A 16,131-nucleotide genomic window follows, 5' to 3' on the forward strand; every position below is an offset into this window, starting at 1 on the left:
ACTTCAGGACACAAATGAAGAAGACTCTTGTTATTGCCGTATGCGCGGCGGGGTACGCCTGCGGGGCGCAAGCACAATCGAGCGTGACGCTTTATGGGGTGATCGATGCTGGGCTCTTGTATGCCAGCAATCAGAATGGGCATTCTGCCTGGCAAGCAGGCAGCGGTGATGTGACCGGCAGCCACTGGGGCTTCGTCGGGCGCGAAGATCTCGGCGGCGGCACACGGGCGATTTTCCAGCTTGAGAACGGCTTCAGCGTAATGAATGGAACGGCTCGGCAAGGCGGTCGCGAGTTTGGCTATCAGGCGCTTGCGGGGCTGTCGAACAACCGCTTCGGCACGGTCACGTTGGGACGCCAGTACGACTCGGTGGTGGACTATCTCGCCCCGCTCAGCTTCACCGGTGTGCATCCTGGCGGCAACAATCTGTCTGCACATCCGTTCGATAACGACAACCTGAATAACTCGTTTCGCGTGAATAACTCGGTGAAGTTCGCCAGCAACTCATACGAGGGGCTGCGCTTTGGAGCACTGTATGGGTTTTCGGATGAGGCTGGCGGCTTCGACGACAATCGTTTGTACAGCTTCGGCGCGGCCTATGACGCGGGTCCGTTGAGTCTCGGTGCGGGTTATTTGCAGGCGAACAACGGTGGCGGTAGCAACACCGGCGGCGCGATAACCTTGACTGATCGGACGTTTATAGCCGCGCAGCAGCGTACTTATGGCGCAGGGGCAAACTATGCGCTCGGAGCAGCAAGGTTCGGCTTCGTCTGGACCCGCACGCAACTGGGTGGCCTGGATACGATCAACGGGGCCAATAGCCTCGGCCTCACGCAGAATGGTCAGGGTGCGAGCTTTAACAACTATGAAGTGAATGCGAGTTACACACTAAGCCCGGCGCTCAAGCTGATCGGCGAATACACCTACACGGACGCGGCGCTCTCTACGGCGAGCGGCGAGCATCATCCGAAGTGGCATGAGGTATCGGTGATGACCGATTATTTTCTGTCCAAGCGTACGGACCTGTATTTGCAGGCCAGCTATCAGCATATCGACAGCGACGGCTCGGGATTAACGGCCGATGTAAGCGGTCAGGCGATGTCTTCGACCGATGAGCAGATTGTGGTGGGAGTGGGGATGCGCCACCGGTTCTAAAAGGTCCGCGCGACGGCGCCCTGTGTGGGGCATTGCTTAGTCCGCCGTGTCGGCAAGCAGTGCCCAGCGTTCGTGGTCGCGCCATTCCCCGTTGATGCGAAGATAGCGCGGCGAGAAGCCTTCCTGCTTGAAACCCACGCGGCGCACTAGCGCAATCGATGCGAGATTGTCCGGCTGAATGTTGGCCTCCAGCCTGTGCAAACCAAGATCGTTGAACGCATAGCATGCGGCCGCGCGGAGCGCCTCGGTCATCAGGCCCGTGCGGGCGAAGCTAAGCATTCCATAGTAGCCGAGATAGGCGCTCCGGAAAGCGCCCATGACGATCTCGTTGAGATTGATGATGCCCACTACCTGATGCGACGCTGCTTCACGCGCGACCAGGCCAACGTTGGGTCCGGTGAGGCTACGCGCAAACCAGGTGTCGAAACCGGCCTGATCGGTGAAGGATGTAACCCATGGCAAATGGTGAGCCTGGCTCGCAACGTTGGCGGCGATCAGATCGGCTGCGTCGGCCGGGGTAGCGCGGCTGAGTCGTACGTTAGTCATGTTGCTCCGCGGAGAGGGCTTTTGCAGGGGAGCGTCATTTTATAGCCGAGTACGCGGGGAAGGTAGTGCCAACGCGGCTTTCCCCGCGCATTTCAAACATTGCTTCGCTTACGAGGTCGTCAATTCAAGGGACCCGACGAAATTCTTGACAAGCCTGGCGACCTCAACCGGAGATTCGAGCGGCGACAAGTGGCCGGTGCCTGGCACGACATGCATGCGAGCATGTGGAATATAGGGAAGCAGTTTCGTCTGAAGCGTTTCCACGCTGTCCACCCGATCCAGTTCGCCAGCGATAACGATCGCAGGGGCATTGATCGTCGCAACCTCGCGTGTAATGTCTTCATGGCTCGCATGGAGCGGCCACGCTGCTTTGGCCTGCGGGGCACCACGCAAACTGTCTTCAATCACCTGCTCACGATGCTTCGGGCTTAGCGTCTTCGCCGTGAGCATGTGGTCGATCGACATCTCGACCGACGCGCGCGATTCGTAGGCCACTTCCATCTGCGCTCGCGTTTCAGCGGGAAGCACAAGTGGAACCGGCGGGGAGGGCGCGACCATCACCAATCCCGCCAGTCCTTCGGGACGGCGCGCCGCCAGTAATTGTGCGATCTTGCCGCCCATCGAATGACCTACCAGCACAAACTTGCCCAGATTCAGCGACCCGATTACCCCTTGTGCGTCATCGGCGAAATCAGCGAGTGCGTAGCCGTTAGCCGGAGCGTCCGAGTTTCCCCAGCCGCGGTGATCGAGCGCGACTGTCCGGTATGAGTTCGGCAGCGCGGCAATCACGTCGTTCCAGGTGCGTGACGAGCCGCCCCAGTAATGCAGAAAGACAATAGCGGGTGTGCCGCTGCCCTGATCGTTGACCTCGATATGAATGCCGTTTGATGCGATTTTCATGGCGCCGCTCCTCTGATGTTCACGCGATTCGATTTCCGTTTCCGGACCGTGAATCCATAGTAGATTGGATCGCTTGGCGAGATAATCCGGTATTTCTTATCATCAACCTGTCGTAAAACTATCGAATGAGCGAGCCATGGACCGTTTTGCGAGCATTGGGGTATTCGTTGCCGCGGTGGACGAGGGCAGCCTGGTGGCAGCCGGCAGACGCTTTGGACTGTCGGCCTCCATGGCAGGAAAGTATCTGAGCGCGCTCGAGGCCGATCTGAACGTCCGGTTGCTGCAGCGAAGTACGCGCAGCCTTAGCCTCACGGATGCCGGACGTAGTTATTACGTGCGCTGCAAGCGGATACTCGAAGAACTCGACGACGCCAACAGCGAGGCGAGCGATGCCCACAGCACTGCACGCGGCACGTTGCGCGTGGCCGCGCCGGTTACTTTTGGCGAACTGCATATGGGCGACGTGGTGGCGCGTTACCTCGAGAACCATCCGCAGGTGAACATCGAGGTTTCGCTTGATGATCGCTACGTTGATCTGCAGAACGATGGAGTCGATGTCGCGATCCGCATCGGCCGGTTGCCCGATTCGCAGCTGGTCGCGCGGCGTCTTGCGCCGTGCAGGATGGTCCTGTGCGCGGCACCTGCGTTTCTCGAACGTGAGGGTGTGCCGAAAACGCCCGAAGATCTGCGTGACGCGCCTCGTCTGGCCTTCAACGAGGCGGTGTCGATACCTGAGTGGGCACTGATAGATGAAGCAGGCCGCCAACATGCGATCGACGGGCCGTACCGGATGCAGGCGAACAACATGCAGATGCTGCTGGCGTCGACGCTGGCAGGTATCGGCATTGCGTATGGGCCTACGTTCGTGTTTGGACCGCATATCCGCACGAAGCGACTGGTGGAACTCTTGCCCGGATATAAGGCGCCCGAATTGACGATCCACGCGGTTTATCCGACTGCGCGCTATGTGCCTTCGAAGGCGAGGCGATTCATGGATTACCTGGCTGAGGCTTATGGAGAACAGCCGTCATGGGACCAGTTTTAGGCGGGCTGGCTCAGTTGCCGATCTGCTTTCTAAGGCCAATCATCGTAATGCTATAGCCGTTGCGCGTATAAAACTCGTGGGTGCGCTTTCGCTCGTTGTTGCAGCGTATGACAATCGATGTAGCGTTGTATTCGTGGCTTTTGATCCAATGCTCGGCGCTTGAAAGGAGTTCGCGGCCAGTGCCGACGCCTCTCGAACCCTCACGCACCACGAAAGCCAAAATCTCTCCATAGTTTCCACTGGAGACGATGATGTCGACGCGAGCATGAATCCATCCAAGGACTTCTCCGGCATCATTTTCATAGACAAGAATCTTGTGATCCGATCTGGGCAATATGACCTCAAGCCGCGTCTTGATGTCTTCCTCGGAAGCAGTCCAGCCGAACTGGCAACTCAAGATGCAAATTTCTTTCGCATCGCTCGATCGCGCGTCCCGAATGCTCATGTCACTTTCCCCGATGGCCCTGGATCGGGGTTGATTGTCGACGATTCAGGCGCGGATGTCGAATCGCCGCGCTCCTGTTTTTTCCCGACTCAAGCAGCAAAGTCCGTCGATGCCGACAACGCCTTCCACGTCTCCGTTTCCTGCGTAACATAAGCGTTCTTCGCAGCGATAGCAGCAAGCGTGTCAGTACCAAGCGGAAGACGCAGCGGTGGCGTAGGTGCATCAACGAGTTTGATCATCGCAGCCGCCAGCTTGTTCGGATCGCCCGGCTGGTTGTGATTCATCTCCTGGGCTTTGCGGCGCACGGCGCCTGCGCTCGCGTCATAGTCGGCAATCACCTCAGGCGCGACGACCAGCGAGGACCCATCCAGAAAGTCCGTGCGGAAATAGCCGGGCTCGACGACCGTCGCGTGAATCCCGAGCGGTTTCAATTCGGCATGCAGCGCTTCGGTAATGCCTTCGACAGCGAACTTCGTCGACGAATACACGCCGAATCCCGCCGAGCCGCGGTAACCGCCAATCGACGAAATATTGATCACATGGCCCGAGCGCTGGGCGCGCAGCGTCGGCAGTACCGCGCGCGTCACGTTCAGCAGGCCGAATACGTTGGTGTCGTACATCCGGCGGACGTCCTTGTCAGCAGACTCTTCTACTGCGCCCAGCAGGCCGAAGCCGGCGTTATTGACCAGCACGTCGACGCGGCCGAATTTCTCCACCGCCTGTCGTACCGCCGCTCGGGCCTGCGTCTCATCCGTCACGTCCAGCGCCACCGGCAGCAAGGCGGCCGATTCGCCCAACCGCTCGACGATGGCCGCGACGTTGCGTCCCGCCGCCACGACGGCGTTGCCGTCCGCGAGCGCTGCTTCGGCGATCAGCGCGCCGATACCGCGCGACGCACCGGTAATGAACCATACGCGCTTGAAATCGCCTTGCTGGGTACTTGCCATGATGTCTCTCCTACGGATGGGTGGCCTCGGATGAGGTGATGCCATGGTAGGCGTCACGATTGACACAAACTAGCCGTCAATTGCTAGACTCATAATCAACTAAAATTTGCTAATCTGGGCGCGATCATGAACGAAATTCGTGCGATCACCACTTTCGTGCGCGCCGCGGCGCTCGGCAGCCTGCGACGCGCCGCGGTCGATCAGGGCATCTCGCCTCAGGCTGCGAGCCACGCGGTGATGCAACTGGAGAAGGAGTTGGGGGTGCGGCTGTTCCACCGGACTACCCGCAAGCTGAGCCTGACCGAGGAGGGCCAGCGGCTTTTCGACAGCGTGAAGCCGGCGCTTGCCACTCTGCACTCCGCGCTCGACGAGGCGCGGCGCTCGAAAGAGGAGGTCGGCGGTCTGCTGCGCGTGAGCGCACCGCGATCGCTCGGACTTCCGCTGCTGTGGCCTTGCTTCGAGGCATTCCAGCAGCTTTATCCGAACGTGCAACTCGAAGTGCAGTTCGACGATCACTTCACGGATCTCGTGACGGAACGTTCCGACGTGGGATTTCGGGCGGGGCCGCCACCTTCGGGCGGATCGATTGCGCGCCGGCTCATGCCGATCCATCTGATTGTCTGCGCGTCGCCGGAATACATCGAGCGTAACGGCGTGCCGCGGACCATCGAGGAACTGGCTCAGCATCGTTGCACCGGCTATCGTCGCGCGAACACCGGCAAGCTTGCGCAGTGGCAGTTCCGGATCGGCGATGAGGTTGTCTATCGCGACGTGCCCTGTGTCGTCTGTGTGAACGACACAGAAATGGAAACGCATGCTGTGCTATCGGGGCTTGGCATCGGACAGCTGGCCACCTTCAACGCTACGGCTCACATCCGAAGCGGCCGGCTCGTTCCGTTGCTGACGCAGCACATTGCGGACTACGGCATGATCCATATCTATTACGGACATCGAACCGAACAGCCGCTGCGCGTGAAAACCTTCATCGACTTCATGATCGAGCGCCTGGCGGACAACCGGGACTTCTTCCTCGATCCATCGGAATTGCGCGTCGCGCGAACACCTCAGCGCCGGGCGCGGTGAACAGCCGCGCCCGGCCCATAGACGATGTTCAGGATGGCTGACGAGTGCTTACTTGGGCGGATTCAGGTCGAACTCGATGCGGATGCCGCTCGGCTCGTAAATCATCATGTGGCGCTTCGGCCCCTTGCCGAGCAACTCGGGCGAAAACTCCACCTTGACGCCTGGCCATTTCGACACACGCTCGAATATCTCGTTGAATGCGCTTTCATCCGCGGCGCGTATTGCGAGGTGATGCAGCCCGACGTTGGACTTTCTGTCGAAGGCGACCTCGGATTCGGTGTTCTTGAGTTGCCACAAGGTCAGCATGATGTGGCCATCCGAGACGAACACGGCAGGATAGTCCGGCTTTTCGCCTATCTTTTTCCAGCCAAGGCAGTCGATAAAAAACGCGCTGGTGAGGCCGAGATCCTTGACGGTAAGACCTACGTGATCAATTCCGGTCGTGAGTGAAGCTGAACTCATGTCGTACTCCTTGCAGGGTTTCAAATTCGCAGCCTGGACGATCCGGATTCACGGCTGCGCGCTGACGAGTCTCCGGTCCCGAGCATACCGCGTTGGCGGCAATCCGACGTGGCGGGTGAATGCGACGCTGAACGTGCTGGCGGAGCTGTAGCCGACGCGCCCTGCGACCTCTGTCACACTGCACTCTTCGCGTAGCAGCAGGTTCTTGGCTAAGGCCATACGCCACGACAGCAGGTATTCCATGGGTGCGACGCCCACGGCGCGGCTGAACCGCTCGAAGAATGCCGAGCGCGAGAGGGCGGCCTCTTTTGCCAGTTGTGCAACAGTCCAGGTTTCTGTTGGACGTTCGTGCATCTGCCGTATCGCGGCGGCGAGGCGCGGGTCGCTTAGTCCACGCACCAGGCCGGGCGATGCCGCTGTTCCCGACGATCGAAGCGCCTCGATGAAAAGAACCTCCAGCAGCCGCGCAAGGACGACATCCCGTGCGGGCCGCTGCGCGCGCGTCTCGTCTCGCACGAGTTGCACGAGCGTGGCGAGCCTTTTCTCACCGCGGACGTGAATGAGTTTCGGCAGCAGCGACACCAGCAGGGCCGCATCCGGCGAACCGGCGACGCAGTGGCCCACGAGCACCACCACGTCAGGCGGACCCTCCTGAACACCGACCCGGAAACTGCCATCGGCGAGCATCACGGGCGACTTGTCCGCGTGCCTGGGCGACGGCGGCTCGAGGCTCGTCGTCGCGAAGTCGTATGCCGCCGGGATCAGTGCAAAGTCGTTCGTCTGGAGGATTACTGGCTCATGCCCGTCCACCTCGAGGCGGCAGGAGCCCTCGAGGATCGAACAATAGAAGGGCTGCCCCGTGTCCGAGCGGCGAACACGCCAAGGGCCGGCGCAAGTGACAACTTTTGAGAAACTGGCGGTCGGCTGAAGCAGCGTGACGACTTCCGCGAGCGGGTCGACCATAACCGGACTCCTGCAAATGCAAAATGGACGCTCAATTGTAGCAAGTCCGGGTGCGGCGACTTATCGTGTGGGTACGGCAACCCACCAACGGAGTCACCATGAAAACCGTCCTGATCACCGGATGCTCGTCCGGATTCGGCCTCGAGACCGCTCGTTACTTTCTCGATCGCGATTGGCAGGTCATCGCCACGATGCGCACGCCGCGCGAGGACGTGCTGCCGCGTTCCGCGCACCTGCGCGTGCTCGCGCTCGATGTCACGGATCCGGCCAGCATCCGCGCGGCTGTGGATGCGGCTGGGCCGATCGACGTACTCGTCAATAACGCGGGGATTGGCATGCTGAACGCGCTCGAAGGTACGTCGATGGAGATCGCGCGCGAGATCTTCGAAACCAACACGCTCGGCACGATAGCGATGACTCAGGCAGTGCTGCCTCAGTTTCGCGAGCGGAAGGACGGCGTCGTCGTCAATGTGACGTCGAGCGTGACCTTGAGGCCGCTCCATCTGCTCTCCGTGTACACCGCCAGCAAGGCGGCCGTGAACGCATTTACCGAATCTCTTGCGCTGGAACTCGAGCCCTTCAATGTGCGAGCGCGCCTGGTGCTGCCGGGACGTGCCCCCGAGACCCGCTTCGCTGAAAACGGCCGTCCGCGGATGGCAGGTGGCATCCACGAGGCGTACGCCGAGATTGCACAGGGGGTCTTCGCGCGATGGGCTGACTCCTCGGTGGTCACGCATTCGCTGGATGTGGCCGAAGCGGTGTGGCGTGCGGCAAATGACCCATCGTGCCCGTTGCGCATTCCTGCCGGCGCTGACGCTGTGGCATGGGCCGCGCAGGTCTGATCGCGCTGAACCTCGAGTCCGGTCTTGACCGGAGCTTCGTAGTCGATGCGATGGCGCCGCCGCGAACTGCGTTCGCGGCGGTCTGGCGAATCATCCGTTAAGCTATAAGGTCCGAGCGATTGCTCGCTTTTTGACGGATCTCGTGGTGACGACAAAAAAGCGCCATTCACTTAAGCCGCGCAAGATTCCACAGCAATCGCGCGCAGAACAAACGGTCGCTACGATTCTCGAGGCAGCAGCCCTCATCCTTGAGACCAAGGGACTCGACGGGCTGAATACCAATCTCGTCGCGCAGCGCGCGGGCGTCAGCGTCGGCACGCTCTATCAATACTTCCCAAACAAGGACGCGCTGATCGTTTCCCTTAGCAAGCGGGAAGGAGCCGTGTTCTTTGCCGAGGCCAAAGATGCATTGCACGAACCCACCGGCCAGAAGGCACTAAAGCATCTGATCGCCGTCGCGGTCCACCAGCAACTGCGCCGTCCGGCGCTTGCACGCGCGCTCGACTTCGAGGAAAACCGCCCCGCGATTGCGAAAGAACTGGCCGCGTCGAAGGGCGCCTTTCACGACGTAATGAAACAGATTCTGGGTCGCGAGGATATTCCGCTGCAGTCAAACATGGATGTCACGACCGAAGACCTGATCGCCGTCATTCGCGCCATCGTCGATGGTGCGGGGGAGCGCGGCGAATCGGATCGCCGCGACCTGGAAAGCCGTGTCGGCCGCGCTTTGTTCGGATATCTGGGGATCGTGGAGCGTCCGCCCGAAAAGTCGCGAGCCCGGAAATAGCCGGCGGTGCCTTGTTGCCTTCCCAAAAGCGAGCAATTGTTCAGATCGTTGCTCCATCAAACCCGTAAACCCGCGCAGATATTGGGTCGCACGCCACCGCACAGGCGCTGCCCAATGCGAGTTTAAAAATCGAGCAATTACTCGCAAAATAATCCTCGTGGAGCATCGCGTTGATCGGCGCGGCTGCATGCAAGCGGAGCGCCGAGCAACCGCTCTACGACACATTTCAAAATTTCTGCGAGATCCATCATGAATCTTCATCAAGAAGCAAAGCTGAACCACCTCAGTTTCCCCACGACCAACGTGGCCGAAACGGCTGCCTTTTTCGAAAAATACCTTGGTTGCGAGATTGTCGCCGCCGGCGAGCACTGCCTGCTCAAACGGAGCGGCTTCGACATTGTTCTGGAGTGCGTCACGGAGGAGGTGCCGGTTTGGCCAAAGAACTTCCACTTCGGCGTGGAGGTCGAGACCTTGAAGGACGTCCATACCCTCTATGAGGAATTTCGCGCGGGAGGCGTCCGCATGGAAACTGAGGTCTTCAATAACACGCGTGGATCGCGGTTCTTTTGCCGCTCGCCTGGTGGCGTCCTGATCGAGGTCAACACGCGCGAGGACATGCACAAGCAGGATGAATGGCAAAAGCTGTTCTCTTAAGAGGCGTGAATCGAGTCCGGGCCGTGCGGTTCAAAGACAAGGACTAGTAGAGCATCCGAATATCTGCATTTGCCCGCCACGTACAGCAATCGTGAGCGGCGTCTCAAAGGGCATTGGGGCCGCACTGGCGTGGCGGCCTCACGCACCCCAAGCGGGGCGCTAGCGAATCCGCCTACATTTTGCTTGCTGCCTTGGCCGCAAGATTGGGCCTCTTGCCATGCGCGATGTGTGATGCGCGGGCTTCTTCCTTTTACGGCTTGGGTCTTACCCATTTCGCATCCGCAGTTATATATCCTCTCGTATACCGGGTATCACACCCGTCCCTCGGACAAGCTTTGGCATGCGCCGTGCTTATAGTCCCGCCTACTGCGCCGAGGCGCTACAAAAAGTTACTGTTTGTTTATGAAACTCGCAGTAAGGCGACGTCGCCGCACGATTATTGGGCACTTAAGCACAAAGCTGGGCTGTTCGGCCGAATCATTTTTTAATCAAAGCGCCTCATGCATAAAAAGAAACTGCTTCGAAGTCTTGTTTGCGCGGGTCTCGCATTTGTTATTCAAACCGGCACCACCTTCGCCGCACAGTCGCCGTCGACGCCGCGGCACGTCAAGGTACTGATCATTTCGATGTTCGCGCCGGAAGGTAAAACATGGCTCGACCATCTGGGAAAAACACAGGCAATCGAAGTGACCGGTTTATCGCCGGATTACCCTGCGGTTCACTGCAACCATGATGACGTATGCGTTGTCACGACGGGCATGGGACACGCGAACGCGGCTGCCACGATGGCCGCACTGGTTTATTCGAAGAAGTTCGATCTGCGTAAGACCTACTTCCTGGTATCGGGCATTGCCGGCATCGATCCGGCGCAGGGCACGCTGGGGTCGGCAGCGTGGGCTCGCTATCTGGTGGACTTCGGTATCCAGTGGGAGCTCGATGCGCGCGAAATCCCCAGCGGCTGGAAGTCGGGCTATCTCGGCATTAACACAAAGAGCGGCAACGAAAAGCCTCCGCTGGACTACCACACTGAAGTCTTTCAGTTAAACGAAGCGTTATTGCAGAAAGCTTACCTGCTCTCGCGCGACGTGAAGCTGACCGATAGCGTCGAAGCACAGGCGTATCGGGCGAAATACACGACCGCGCCGGCCAATCAGCCGCCGACGGTCATCCAGTGCGACACGCTCGCCGGCGACACATGGTTCTCCGGCGAGGCGCTGGGGCAGCGCGCGCGTGACTGGACCAAACTGCTGACCGACGGCAAAGGCACGTACTGCACCACCCAGCAGGAAGACAACGCGACCTTCGAGGTCATCAAGCGCGCCGCTGCGGCGGGCCTCGCCGACACGAATCGTGTGGCCGTCCTGCGTGCGGGATCGGACTTCGATCGGCCGCCGCCCGGCGTATCGAACGTTGACAACCTGCTGAACTACCAGCAACAGGGCGGATTCGTTCCTGCAGTGGACAACCTTTATCTCGCCGGTTCGCCGCTGGTCAACGCCATCGTCAAGAACTGGGCGCAATGGAAAGACGGCGTCCCCGCTAACTAGTCAGCGCGCTGTCCGCACCGTGCGAGCGGTGCGCGCGGCATGCCGTGTCGCGCATCGCAAAGTGCTTCATCAGTTGTGAACGTAGCCATGCCTGGCATGGCTACGCTTTTCCCGATCGCCTGGGTTCGACCCTGGAGCCGAACGGGAACCCGTATAGATTCAGTTTCTTTCAGTTTTAATGTTTTGTAAATAAATTAGTAATCCTATTTTATGTCGATGTAATTGAAAGGTCTTTGAGTCGTTGATGTTGTGTCTGCTGTCCCGCAGTACCAGGGTGGGGATTTCAAAAATTCCAGGCCACCTGAAGTCGAAAAAAATGCCCAGGCGCAACACGTTGAGTTGCGCAACGGGTTTGGCTTATTGACAAGAGTGAAGGGAAATCATGAAACAAAGAGCTTTGGTATCGGCCATGGGGAAGATCCTTTGGGCTGAAATAGCGCTGTCGGCAGCATTGGGCACAACACTCAGCACCTCTGCGCTCGCTCAGAGTCAACCGGCTGCAACGAACGACTCGACGCCCGCGGCCACTGCCGCGGCGCCGGCTGCCGGAGCCAGTTCGGCGGCTACCGCACCGTCTTCACCGGAGATGACGAAGGACAAAAACGGTGTTGCCCAGGTCAAGCGGTTCGAGGTGACGGGTTCGCTGATCCGTAGCTCCGACAAGGTTGGCTTTAACCAGGTCCAGACGGTTACCGCCAAGGAGATCCAGGACAGCGGCGCCAACAGCGTTTCCGATTTCCTGCGCAGCACTAGCGCCAATTCGGCCGATAGCTGGAGCGAAGCCGAGTCCAATAACTTTGCGGCAGGCGCCTCGGGCATGGCGTTGCGCGGGCTCAGCGAAAAATACACGCTTGTGCTGATCGACGGACAGCGGGTTGCACCGTTCGCCTTCTTTTCGAACGGCGTCGATACCTTCTTCGATTTGAACACGCTGCCGCTTAACGCTATCGACCGCATCGAAATCGTGAAGACCGGTGCGGTGTCGCAATACGGTTCGGACGCGATCGCGGGCGTGGTCAACATCATCACGAAGCACGATTTCCAGGGCTTGCAGCTCGATGGCAGCTATGGCGGCTCCACTGACGGTGGCGGCGGCAACGGCACGGCGAAGTTCAGCGCGCTCGGCGGCTTCGGCAACCTCACTTCGGACGGCTACAACGTCACGGCATCCGCAAGCTTCGTCAGGGACAACGGCTCCACGCTGGCCGATCGCGATTCGACCTCGTCCATGGACTTCACGGGGCAGCCGGGCGGTATGTCGATGCTCGCGCCTTCCTACTGGACAAATCCCACCACGGGCAATGCGCAGGCGCTCAGTTCGTGTCCATACGGCAGCTCGGTCAAACCGGCCAGCACGAATTTCACCTCGGTCTTCTATGGTCAGACAACCGGAAGCGTCTGCGGCCTGTACACCGGCAACGGTTTCTCCATTGAACCGTGGAGTCAGCGTCTAAGCGCGAAGGTGGATGCGCAGTTCAAGATCAACGACACAACCACCGCATTTGTCGATCTCTGGGAAAGCAACAACACAAGCGTGCAGGGCGGCGGAGTCTGGAACAACACCGTGGGCGGCACCAATTCGTCGCTGGTGTATAACCCATCGACGAAGACGTTTTCGCTGTTCAACAACACCGTGCCGGCGAGCAACCCGTACAACCCGTTCGGGGTGGCGACGCCGCTCATCTATTCGTTCCCCAACTCCGTGGCGGAAACCACGGACGCCAACTACTGGCGGGCGGCCACGGGTGTGAAGGGTTCGCTCACACTGCCGAACGGGGATTGGGACTGGGCAACCACCTACACCCACTCGCAAAGCGATGTGTCCAACTCGTACTCGAACCAGCTGAATGTCAACGTTCTGAACAACATCTTCCAGAACGGCACCTACGACTTCGCGAATCCGTCTGCGACGCCGAACGGGCTTAACGGCCTGTACATGGACGCTAACAATATAGCCGTCTCCAAGCTCGACACGCTTGATGCGACGATCTCGACCCCGACGCTGTTTCACCTGCCGACGGGCGACGTGGGCCTTGGTCTGGGTGCTGAGTTCTTCCACCAGAGCGAGTCGCTGAGTCAAGGTGCGGCGTACGCCGAGGGCCTGGTGCTGACGCCGGATGAGGAAGAGGTGCAAGGTCAGCGCAACGTTGCTGCGGTGTACTACCAGTTCGATATCCCGATCATCAAGGGGCTGACGTTTAGTCAGTCGGGCCGCTACGATCACTACAGCGATGTCGGCGGTGCATTCTCGCCTCGCTTCGCTTTGCGCTGGCAGCCGGTCAAGGAGTTGACCGCGTATGCGTCGTACGATCGCGGCTTTCGTGCACCGACGTTTGTCGAAGACAGCACCTCGCAAAACATGGCGCTCGTGATCAACCAGTCCGGTGCGGTGACGGCGCTGACGTCGGGCAATCCGGATCTGCAGCCGGAGCGCACGAAGAACTACAACATTGGCTTCGAACTGTCGCCGGCCCGCACAACCGATGTCGGTCTCGACTGGTACAAGATTCACGTCAGCAACGTGATCGGCATCGACCAGCCGTCGTCGACGGTCTATTACCCGGGTACGACCACGCCGGAATACGAGACCTTCGAGTATCAGAACCTCGGCGGGCTCGATACGAGCGGTTTCGAAACCACCTTCCGCCAGTCGTTGCCGACGCCGTACGGTACGTTCACGCTGTCGGGAGACTGGGCCTATGTCGAGTCGTTCAAGTTTACGCTGGACGGTCAGACGGTGAACGCGGCAGGCAACAACCTCGCGCTCAATGAGCCGTTCGGCGGCGCTTTCCCGCGCTGGAAGGGCAATACGACCTTGAACTGGGCGTATCACAAGTGGAGTACCTCGCTGACGTGGCAGTACGTGGGGCCTTATACGCAGACCTTCACGTACATCCCGACGCCGACGCCGCAAAGTACCAGTATGGGGTCCTATAGCCAGTTCAACCTGATGGTGACCTACACGGGCTTCAAGCACTGGACGTTGTACGGCGGCATCGACAATATCTTCAATCGCGTGCCGCCGTTCGACGCGGTATGGGCGGATGGCCCGCTGTGGCAACAGGGCTACGACACGTCGCTGTACACGTATGTCGGCCGCTTCGCGCAGATTGGGGCGACGTACAAGTTCTGACGCTCGTGGGTCGTGAGCGGTTGTTATTACGTGGTTGAGGAAATGAGGCGAGCGCTCCTGCCTGTCGTCAAGCAACGCAGGCAGGGGCGGTCAGTCGTGTCTTCAGTGACCCAAACCGCTGGCTGCGATCTGCTGCTCAACGTACTGGGCGAAGAGCGCGTGCAAATGGGTCGTCGGATGAAGGTCGTCAGCGAACATGTAGGTCTGGTCCGCGTTGGCGCTCACGTAGGTTGCGGGCGAGCATAGCAAGGACGTGTCATCGGGCGTTTTCGAGGCGTCGCAGGCCTGTGCGGTGTTCGACACGGCGAAGCCATTGGCCTGGAAATTCGCAATGATCCCGTTCAACCATGCGTAGGCATCAATCTGGATCACCTTGCTTTGCAGGCCGGCGGTTTGCAACGCGCCGGTCAGGGTACTGTTGAAGAGTTCCGATTCCTGCGTCAAGTTGGCTCCGCCGTCGGACGACGCGAGGCCGTCAGGCGATAGACCGACGTTCGGCAGATTGACCACCACGACATGCGTGGCGCCATTCTGGACGATCAGCCCGATCTGTTGGGCGAGTGTGTTGGCGGCAGTCTGGACGATCGAAGCAGCGGCGGGCAGCGCTCCCGCGCGAAGCACATCGTTCGCGCCGGCCCACACGAGCACCAGCTGATTGGCGTTAAAGCTCTTGTACGCACTCAGGTAGCTCGAAACCTGCTGATTGACAGGCATTTCGATGTCGCCAATCACGTCGGTGAGGAAGTTGTATTCGGTCGCGGGCGTTGCCACCGTCGCGCCGCCTTCCGCATAGCCCATACCGCCATTCGGACTCAGTGCATGTGTGAGGCCGATCGTGTACGCGGCGGTGAGCGTATTGCCGTAATACTGCGCGACGTTCTGCGTCCACACCTGGCCTGGATTGGTCGTAAAACGCCCGCCACCCACCGCGCTTGCGATCGGCGCGTACGTTCCGACGTCCGAGAGGCTGTCGCCGAATGAGACAACCTGCAGATTGACGCCGCCTGCCGGTGTGGTTGTGCTGCCGCCGCTACTCGAACTGCCTCCGTGGCCGCCGCCGCATGCTGCAAGCAATACGGTCGCGACGGAAAAAATTGCAGTCCGTACCTTGTTATTTAAAGCTCGCATAAATTACTCCTCCCGGGCCGGCCCGTTGCTGCAGGCCGGTGGCGGCCTAAGCTCGCGGGTCGCCGTCGCAATGGTGCTCAATAGTGCTTACGGAGTAGCAAAAAATGTGCACTATCGCGGCCGAGCAGCCGACATACCACGGAGGAGGAGAGCTTTCATTCAGACTTGCTCGATCTGCAGTTCATCGAGTATCTGAGTCATGAGGCCGGCGCGTCGCCATTGCAGCCATTTGATGTAGCACGTCTGCGATGGCGGAAAGTTGGCCGGTAGCCGGTGCCACTTCTCGTCGCGGGTGATGACCCAGAGAATGGCATTCAACACATCTCGCGGATCCCGGGCGGGGCGGCCAAACCGCTGCTTCGAATCGCGGGACAGGAGATGGCTGACGCGCAACCAAGCCTCATCGGAAAGAGGAATATCCATCACGGTGACCCCAATTAACTATCCAGTACATTCCCAATATACGTTTTAGTGGGCGGGCTCTAAAGCGTGATC

At 59.7% G+C, this 16,131-nt stretch carries 16 protein-coding genes; 8 read left to right on the plus strand and 8 right to left on the minus strand.

Annotated elements, in window-relative coordinates; translation table 11 throughout:
• Positions 1–14 precede the first annotated feature (14 nt).
• Positions 15–1,154, plus strand: coding sequence for a porin (locus BUS06_RS26780; RefSeq protein ID WP_074267415.1), 1,140 nt, complete (start codon positions 15–17; stop codon positions 1,152–1,154).
• 36 nt (positions 1,155–1,190) lie between these two features.
• Here BUS06_RS26780 and BUS06_RS26785 read toward each other — a convergent pair whose 3' ends face one another.
• Both BUS06_RS26785 and BUS06_RS26790 read right to left on the minus strand, forming a co-directional pair.
• On the minus strand, positions 1,191–1,700 hold the full coding sequence (locus tag BUS06_RS26785) for a GNAT family N-acetyltransferase (protein WP_074267416.1): 510 nt from the start codon (positions 1,698–1,700) through the stop codon (positions 1,191–1,193).
• A gap of 108 nt (positions 1,701–1,808) precedes the next feature.
• On the minus strand, positions 1,809–2,600 hold the full coding sequence (locus tag BUS06_RS26790) for an alpha/beta fold hydrolase (protein ID WP_074267417.1): 792 nt from the start codon (positions 2,598–2,600) through the stop codon (positions 1,809–1,811).
• Positions 2,601–2,736: 136 nt separating this feature from the next.
• Here BUS06_RS26790 and BUS06_RS26795 point away from each other — a divergent pair, with 136 nt between their 5' ends.
• Positions 2,737–3,645 carry a LysR family transcriptional regulator gene (locus tag BUS06_RS26795; RefSeq protein WP_074267418.1) on the plus strand — a complete coding sequence of 303 codons (909 nt, stop codon included), beginning with the start codon at positions 2,737–2,739 and terminating at the stop codon, positions 3,643–3,645.
• Positions 3,646–3,655: 10 nt separating this feature from the next.
• Here the strand turns inward: BUS06_RS26795 and BUS06_RS26800 are convergent, their stop codons facing one another.
• Together BUS06_RS26800 and BUS06_RS26805 are read right to left on the minus strand one after the other, a co-directional pair.
• Positions 3,656–4,090, minus strand: a complete 435-nt coding sequence (locus tag BUS06_RS26800) for a GNAT family N-acetyltransferase (protein WP_074267419.1) — start codon at positions 4,088–4,090, stop codon at positions 3,656–3,658.
• 89 nt (positions 4,091–4,179) lie between these two features.
• On the minus strand, positions 4,180–5,037 hold the full coding sequence (locus tag BUS06_RS26805) for an oxidoreductase (RefSeq protein WP_074267420.1): 858 nt from the start codon (positions 5,035–5,037) through the stop codon (positions 4,180–4,182).
• Positions 5,038–5,163: 126 nt separating this feature from the next.
• Between BUS06_RS26805 and BUS06_RS26810 the strand changes: the two genes are divergently transcribed.
• Entirely contained in the window at positions 5,164–6,120 is a 957-nt protein-coding gene (locus tag BUS06_RS26810) for a LysR family transcriptional regulator (RefSeq protein WP_074267421.1), read from the plus strand.
• A gap of 48 nt (positions 6,121–6,168) precedes the next feature.
• Here BUS06_RS26810 and BUS06_RS26815 read toward each other — a convergent pair whose 3' ends face one another.
• The gene (locus BUS06_RS26815) at positions 6,169–6,582 is read right to left on the minus strand and encodes a VOC family protein (RefSeq protein WP_074267422.1); all 414 of its coding nucleotides are present in this window, start codon (positions 6,580–6,582) and stop codon (positions 6,169–6,171) included.
• A gap of 48 nt (positions 6,583–6,630) precedes the next feature.
• The gene (locus BUS06_RS26820; protein ID WP_074267423.1) at positions 6,631–7,545 is read right to left on the minus strand and encodes an AraC family transcriptional regulator; all 915 of its coding nucleotides are present in this window, start codon (positions 7,543–7,545) and stop codon (positions 6,631–6,633) included.
• 98 nt (positions 7,546–7,643) lie between these two features.
• Here BUS06_RS26820 and BUS06_RS26825 point away from each other — a divergent pair, with 98 nt between their 5' ends.
• The 5 genes from BUS06_RS26825 (at position 7,644) to BUS06_RS26845 (ending at position 14,508) form a co-directional block, all read left to right on the plus strand.
• Complete coding sequence (locus BUS06_RS26825) at positions 7,644–8,387, plus strand: SDR family oxidoreductase (protein WP_074267424.1); 744 nt, start codon at positions 7,644–7,646, stop codon at positions 8,385–8,387.
• 145 nt (positions 8,388–8,532) lie between these two features.
• On the plus strand, positions 8,533–9,174 hold the full coding sequence (locus tag BUS06_RS26830) for a TetR/AcrR family transcriptional regulator (RefSeq protein WP_074269310.1): 642 nt from the start codon (positions 8,533–8,535) through the stop codon (positions 9,172–9,174).
• Between the two features lie 249 nt (positions 9,175–9,423).
• Positions 9,424–9,828, plus strand: a complete 405-nt coding sequence (locus BUS06_RS26835; protein ID WP_074267425.1) for a VOC family protein — start codon at positions 9,424–9,426, stop codon at positions 9,826–9,828.
• Positions 9,829–10,328: 500 nt separating this feature from the next.
• Entirely contained in the window at positions 10,329–11,375 is a 1,047-nt protein-coding gene (locus tag BUS06_RS26840; RefSeq protein ID WP_074267426.1) for a purine-nucleoside phosphorylase, read from the plus strand.
• A gap of 382 nt (positions 11,376–11,757) precedes the next feature.
• The gene (locus tag BUS06_RS26845) at positions 11,758–14,508 is read left to right on the plus strand and encodes a TonB-dependent receptor (protein ID WP_074267427.1); all 2,751 of its coding nucleotides are present in this window, start codon (positions 11,758–11,760) and stop codon (positions 14,506–14,508) included.
• A gap of 102 nt (positions 14,509–14,610) precedes the next feature.
• Here BUS06_RS26845 and BUS06_RS26850 read toward each other — a convergent pair whose 3' ends face one another.
• Both BUS06_RS26850 and BUS06_RS26855 read right to left on the minus strand, forming a co-directional pair.
• On the minus strand, positions 14,611–15,636 hold the full coding sequence (locus BUS06_RS26850; RefSeq protein WP_074267428.1) for an SGNH/GDSL hydrolase family protein: 1,026 nt from the start codon (positions 15,634–15,636) through the stop codon (positions 14,611–14,613).
• A 159-nt stretch (positions 15,637–15,795) separates the two neighbouring features.
• Positions 15,796–16,059 (minus strand): transposase, encoded by a 264-nt coding sequence (locus tag BUS06_RS26855; RefSeq protein ID WP_254368970.1) that lies wholly within the window; start codon positions 16,057–16,059, stop codon positions 15,796–15,798.
• Between the last annotated feature and the right edge of the window lie 72 nt (positions 16,060–16,131).

The organism is Paraburkholderia phenazinium (assembly GCF_900141745.1).
GTDB lineage: Bacteria > Pseudomonadota > Gammaproteobacteria > Burkholderiales > Burkholderiaceae > Paraburkholderia > Paraburkholderia phenazinium_B.

Excerpts from the sequence above, each read along its gene's own strand:
- BUS06_RS26815 (WP_074267422.1), bottom strand. The coding sequence starts at position 6,582 with ATGAGTTCAGCTTCACTCACGACCGGAATTGATCACGTAGGTCTTACC.
- BUS06_RS26820 (WP_074267423.1), bottom strand. The coding sequence starts at position 7,545 with ATGGTCGACCCGCTCGCGGAAGTCGTCACGCTGCTTCAGCCGACCGCC.
- BUS06_RS26800 (WP_074267419.1), bottom strand. The coding sequence starts at position 4,090 with ATGAGCATTCGGGACGCGCGATCGAGCGATGCGAAAGAAATTTGCATC.
- BUS06_RS26845 (WP_074267427.1), top strand. The coding sequence starts at position 11,758 with ATGAAACAAAGAGCTTTGGTATCGGCCATGGGGAAGATCCTTTGGGCT.
- BUS06_RS26790 (WP_074267417.1), bottom strand. The coding sequence starts at position 2,600 with ATGAAAATCGCATCAAACGGCATTCATATCGAGGTCAACGATCAGGGC.
- BUS06_RS26780 (WP_074267415.1), top strand. The coding sequence starts at position 15 with ATGAAGAAGACTCTTGTTATTGCCGTATGCGCGGCGGGGTACGCCTGC.
- BUS06_RS26825 (WP_074267424.1), top strand. The coding sequence starts at position 7,644 with ATGAAAACCGTCCTGATCACCGGATGCTCGTCCGGATTCGGCCTCGAG.
- BUS06_RS26835 (WP_074267425.1), top strand. The coding sequence starts at position 9,424 with ATGAATCTTCATCAAGAAGCAAAGCTGAACCACCTCAGTTTCCCCACG.
- BUS06_RS26805 (WP_074267420.1), bottom strand. The coding sequence starts at position 5,037 with ATGGCAAGTACCCAGCAAGGCGATTTCAAGCGCGTATGGTTCATTACC.
- BUS06_RS26795 (WP_074267418.1), top strand. The coding sequence starts at position 2,737 with ATGGACCGTTTTGCGAGCATTGGGGTATTCGTTGCCGCGGTGGACGAG.
- BUS06_RS26850 (WP_074267428.1), bottom strand. The coding sequence starts at position 15,636 with ATGCGAGCTTTAAATAACAAGGTACGGACTGCAATTTTTTCCGTCGCG.
- BUS06_RS26855 (WP_254368970.1), bottom strand. The coding sequence starts at position 16,059 with ATGGATATTCCTCTTTCCGATGAGGCTTGGTTGCGCGTCAGCCATCTC.
- BUS06_RS26810 (WP_074267421.1), top strand. The coding sequence starts at position 5,164 with ATGAACGAAATTCGTGCGATCACCACTTTCGTGCGCGCCGCGGCGCTC.
- BUS06_RS26785 (WP_074267416.1), bottom strand. The coding sequence starts at position 1,700 with ATGACTAACGTACGACTCAGCCGCGCTACCCCGGCCGACGCAGCCGAT.
- BUS06_RS26840 (WP_074267426.1), top strand. The coding sequence starts at position 10,329 with ATGCATAAAAAGAAACTGCTTCGAAGTCTTGTTTGCGCGGGTCTCGCA.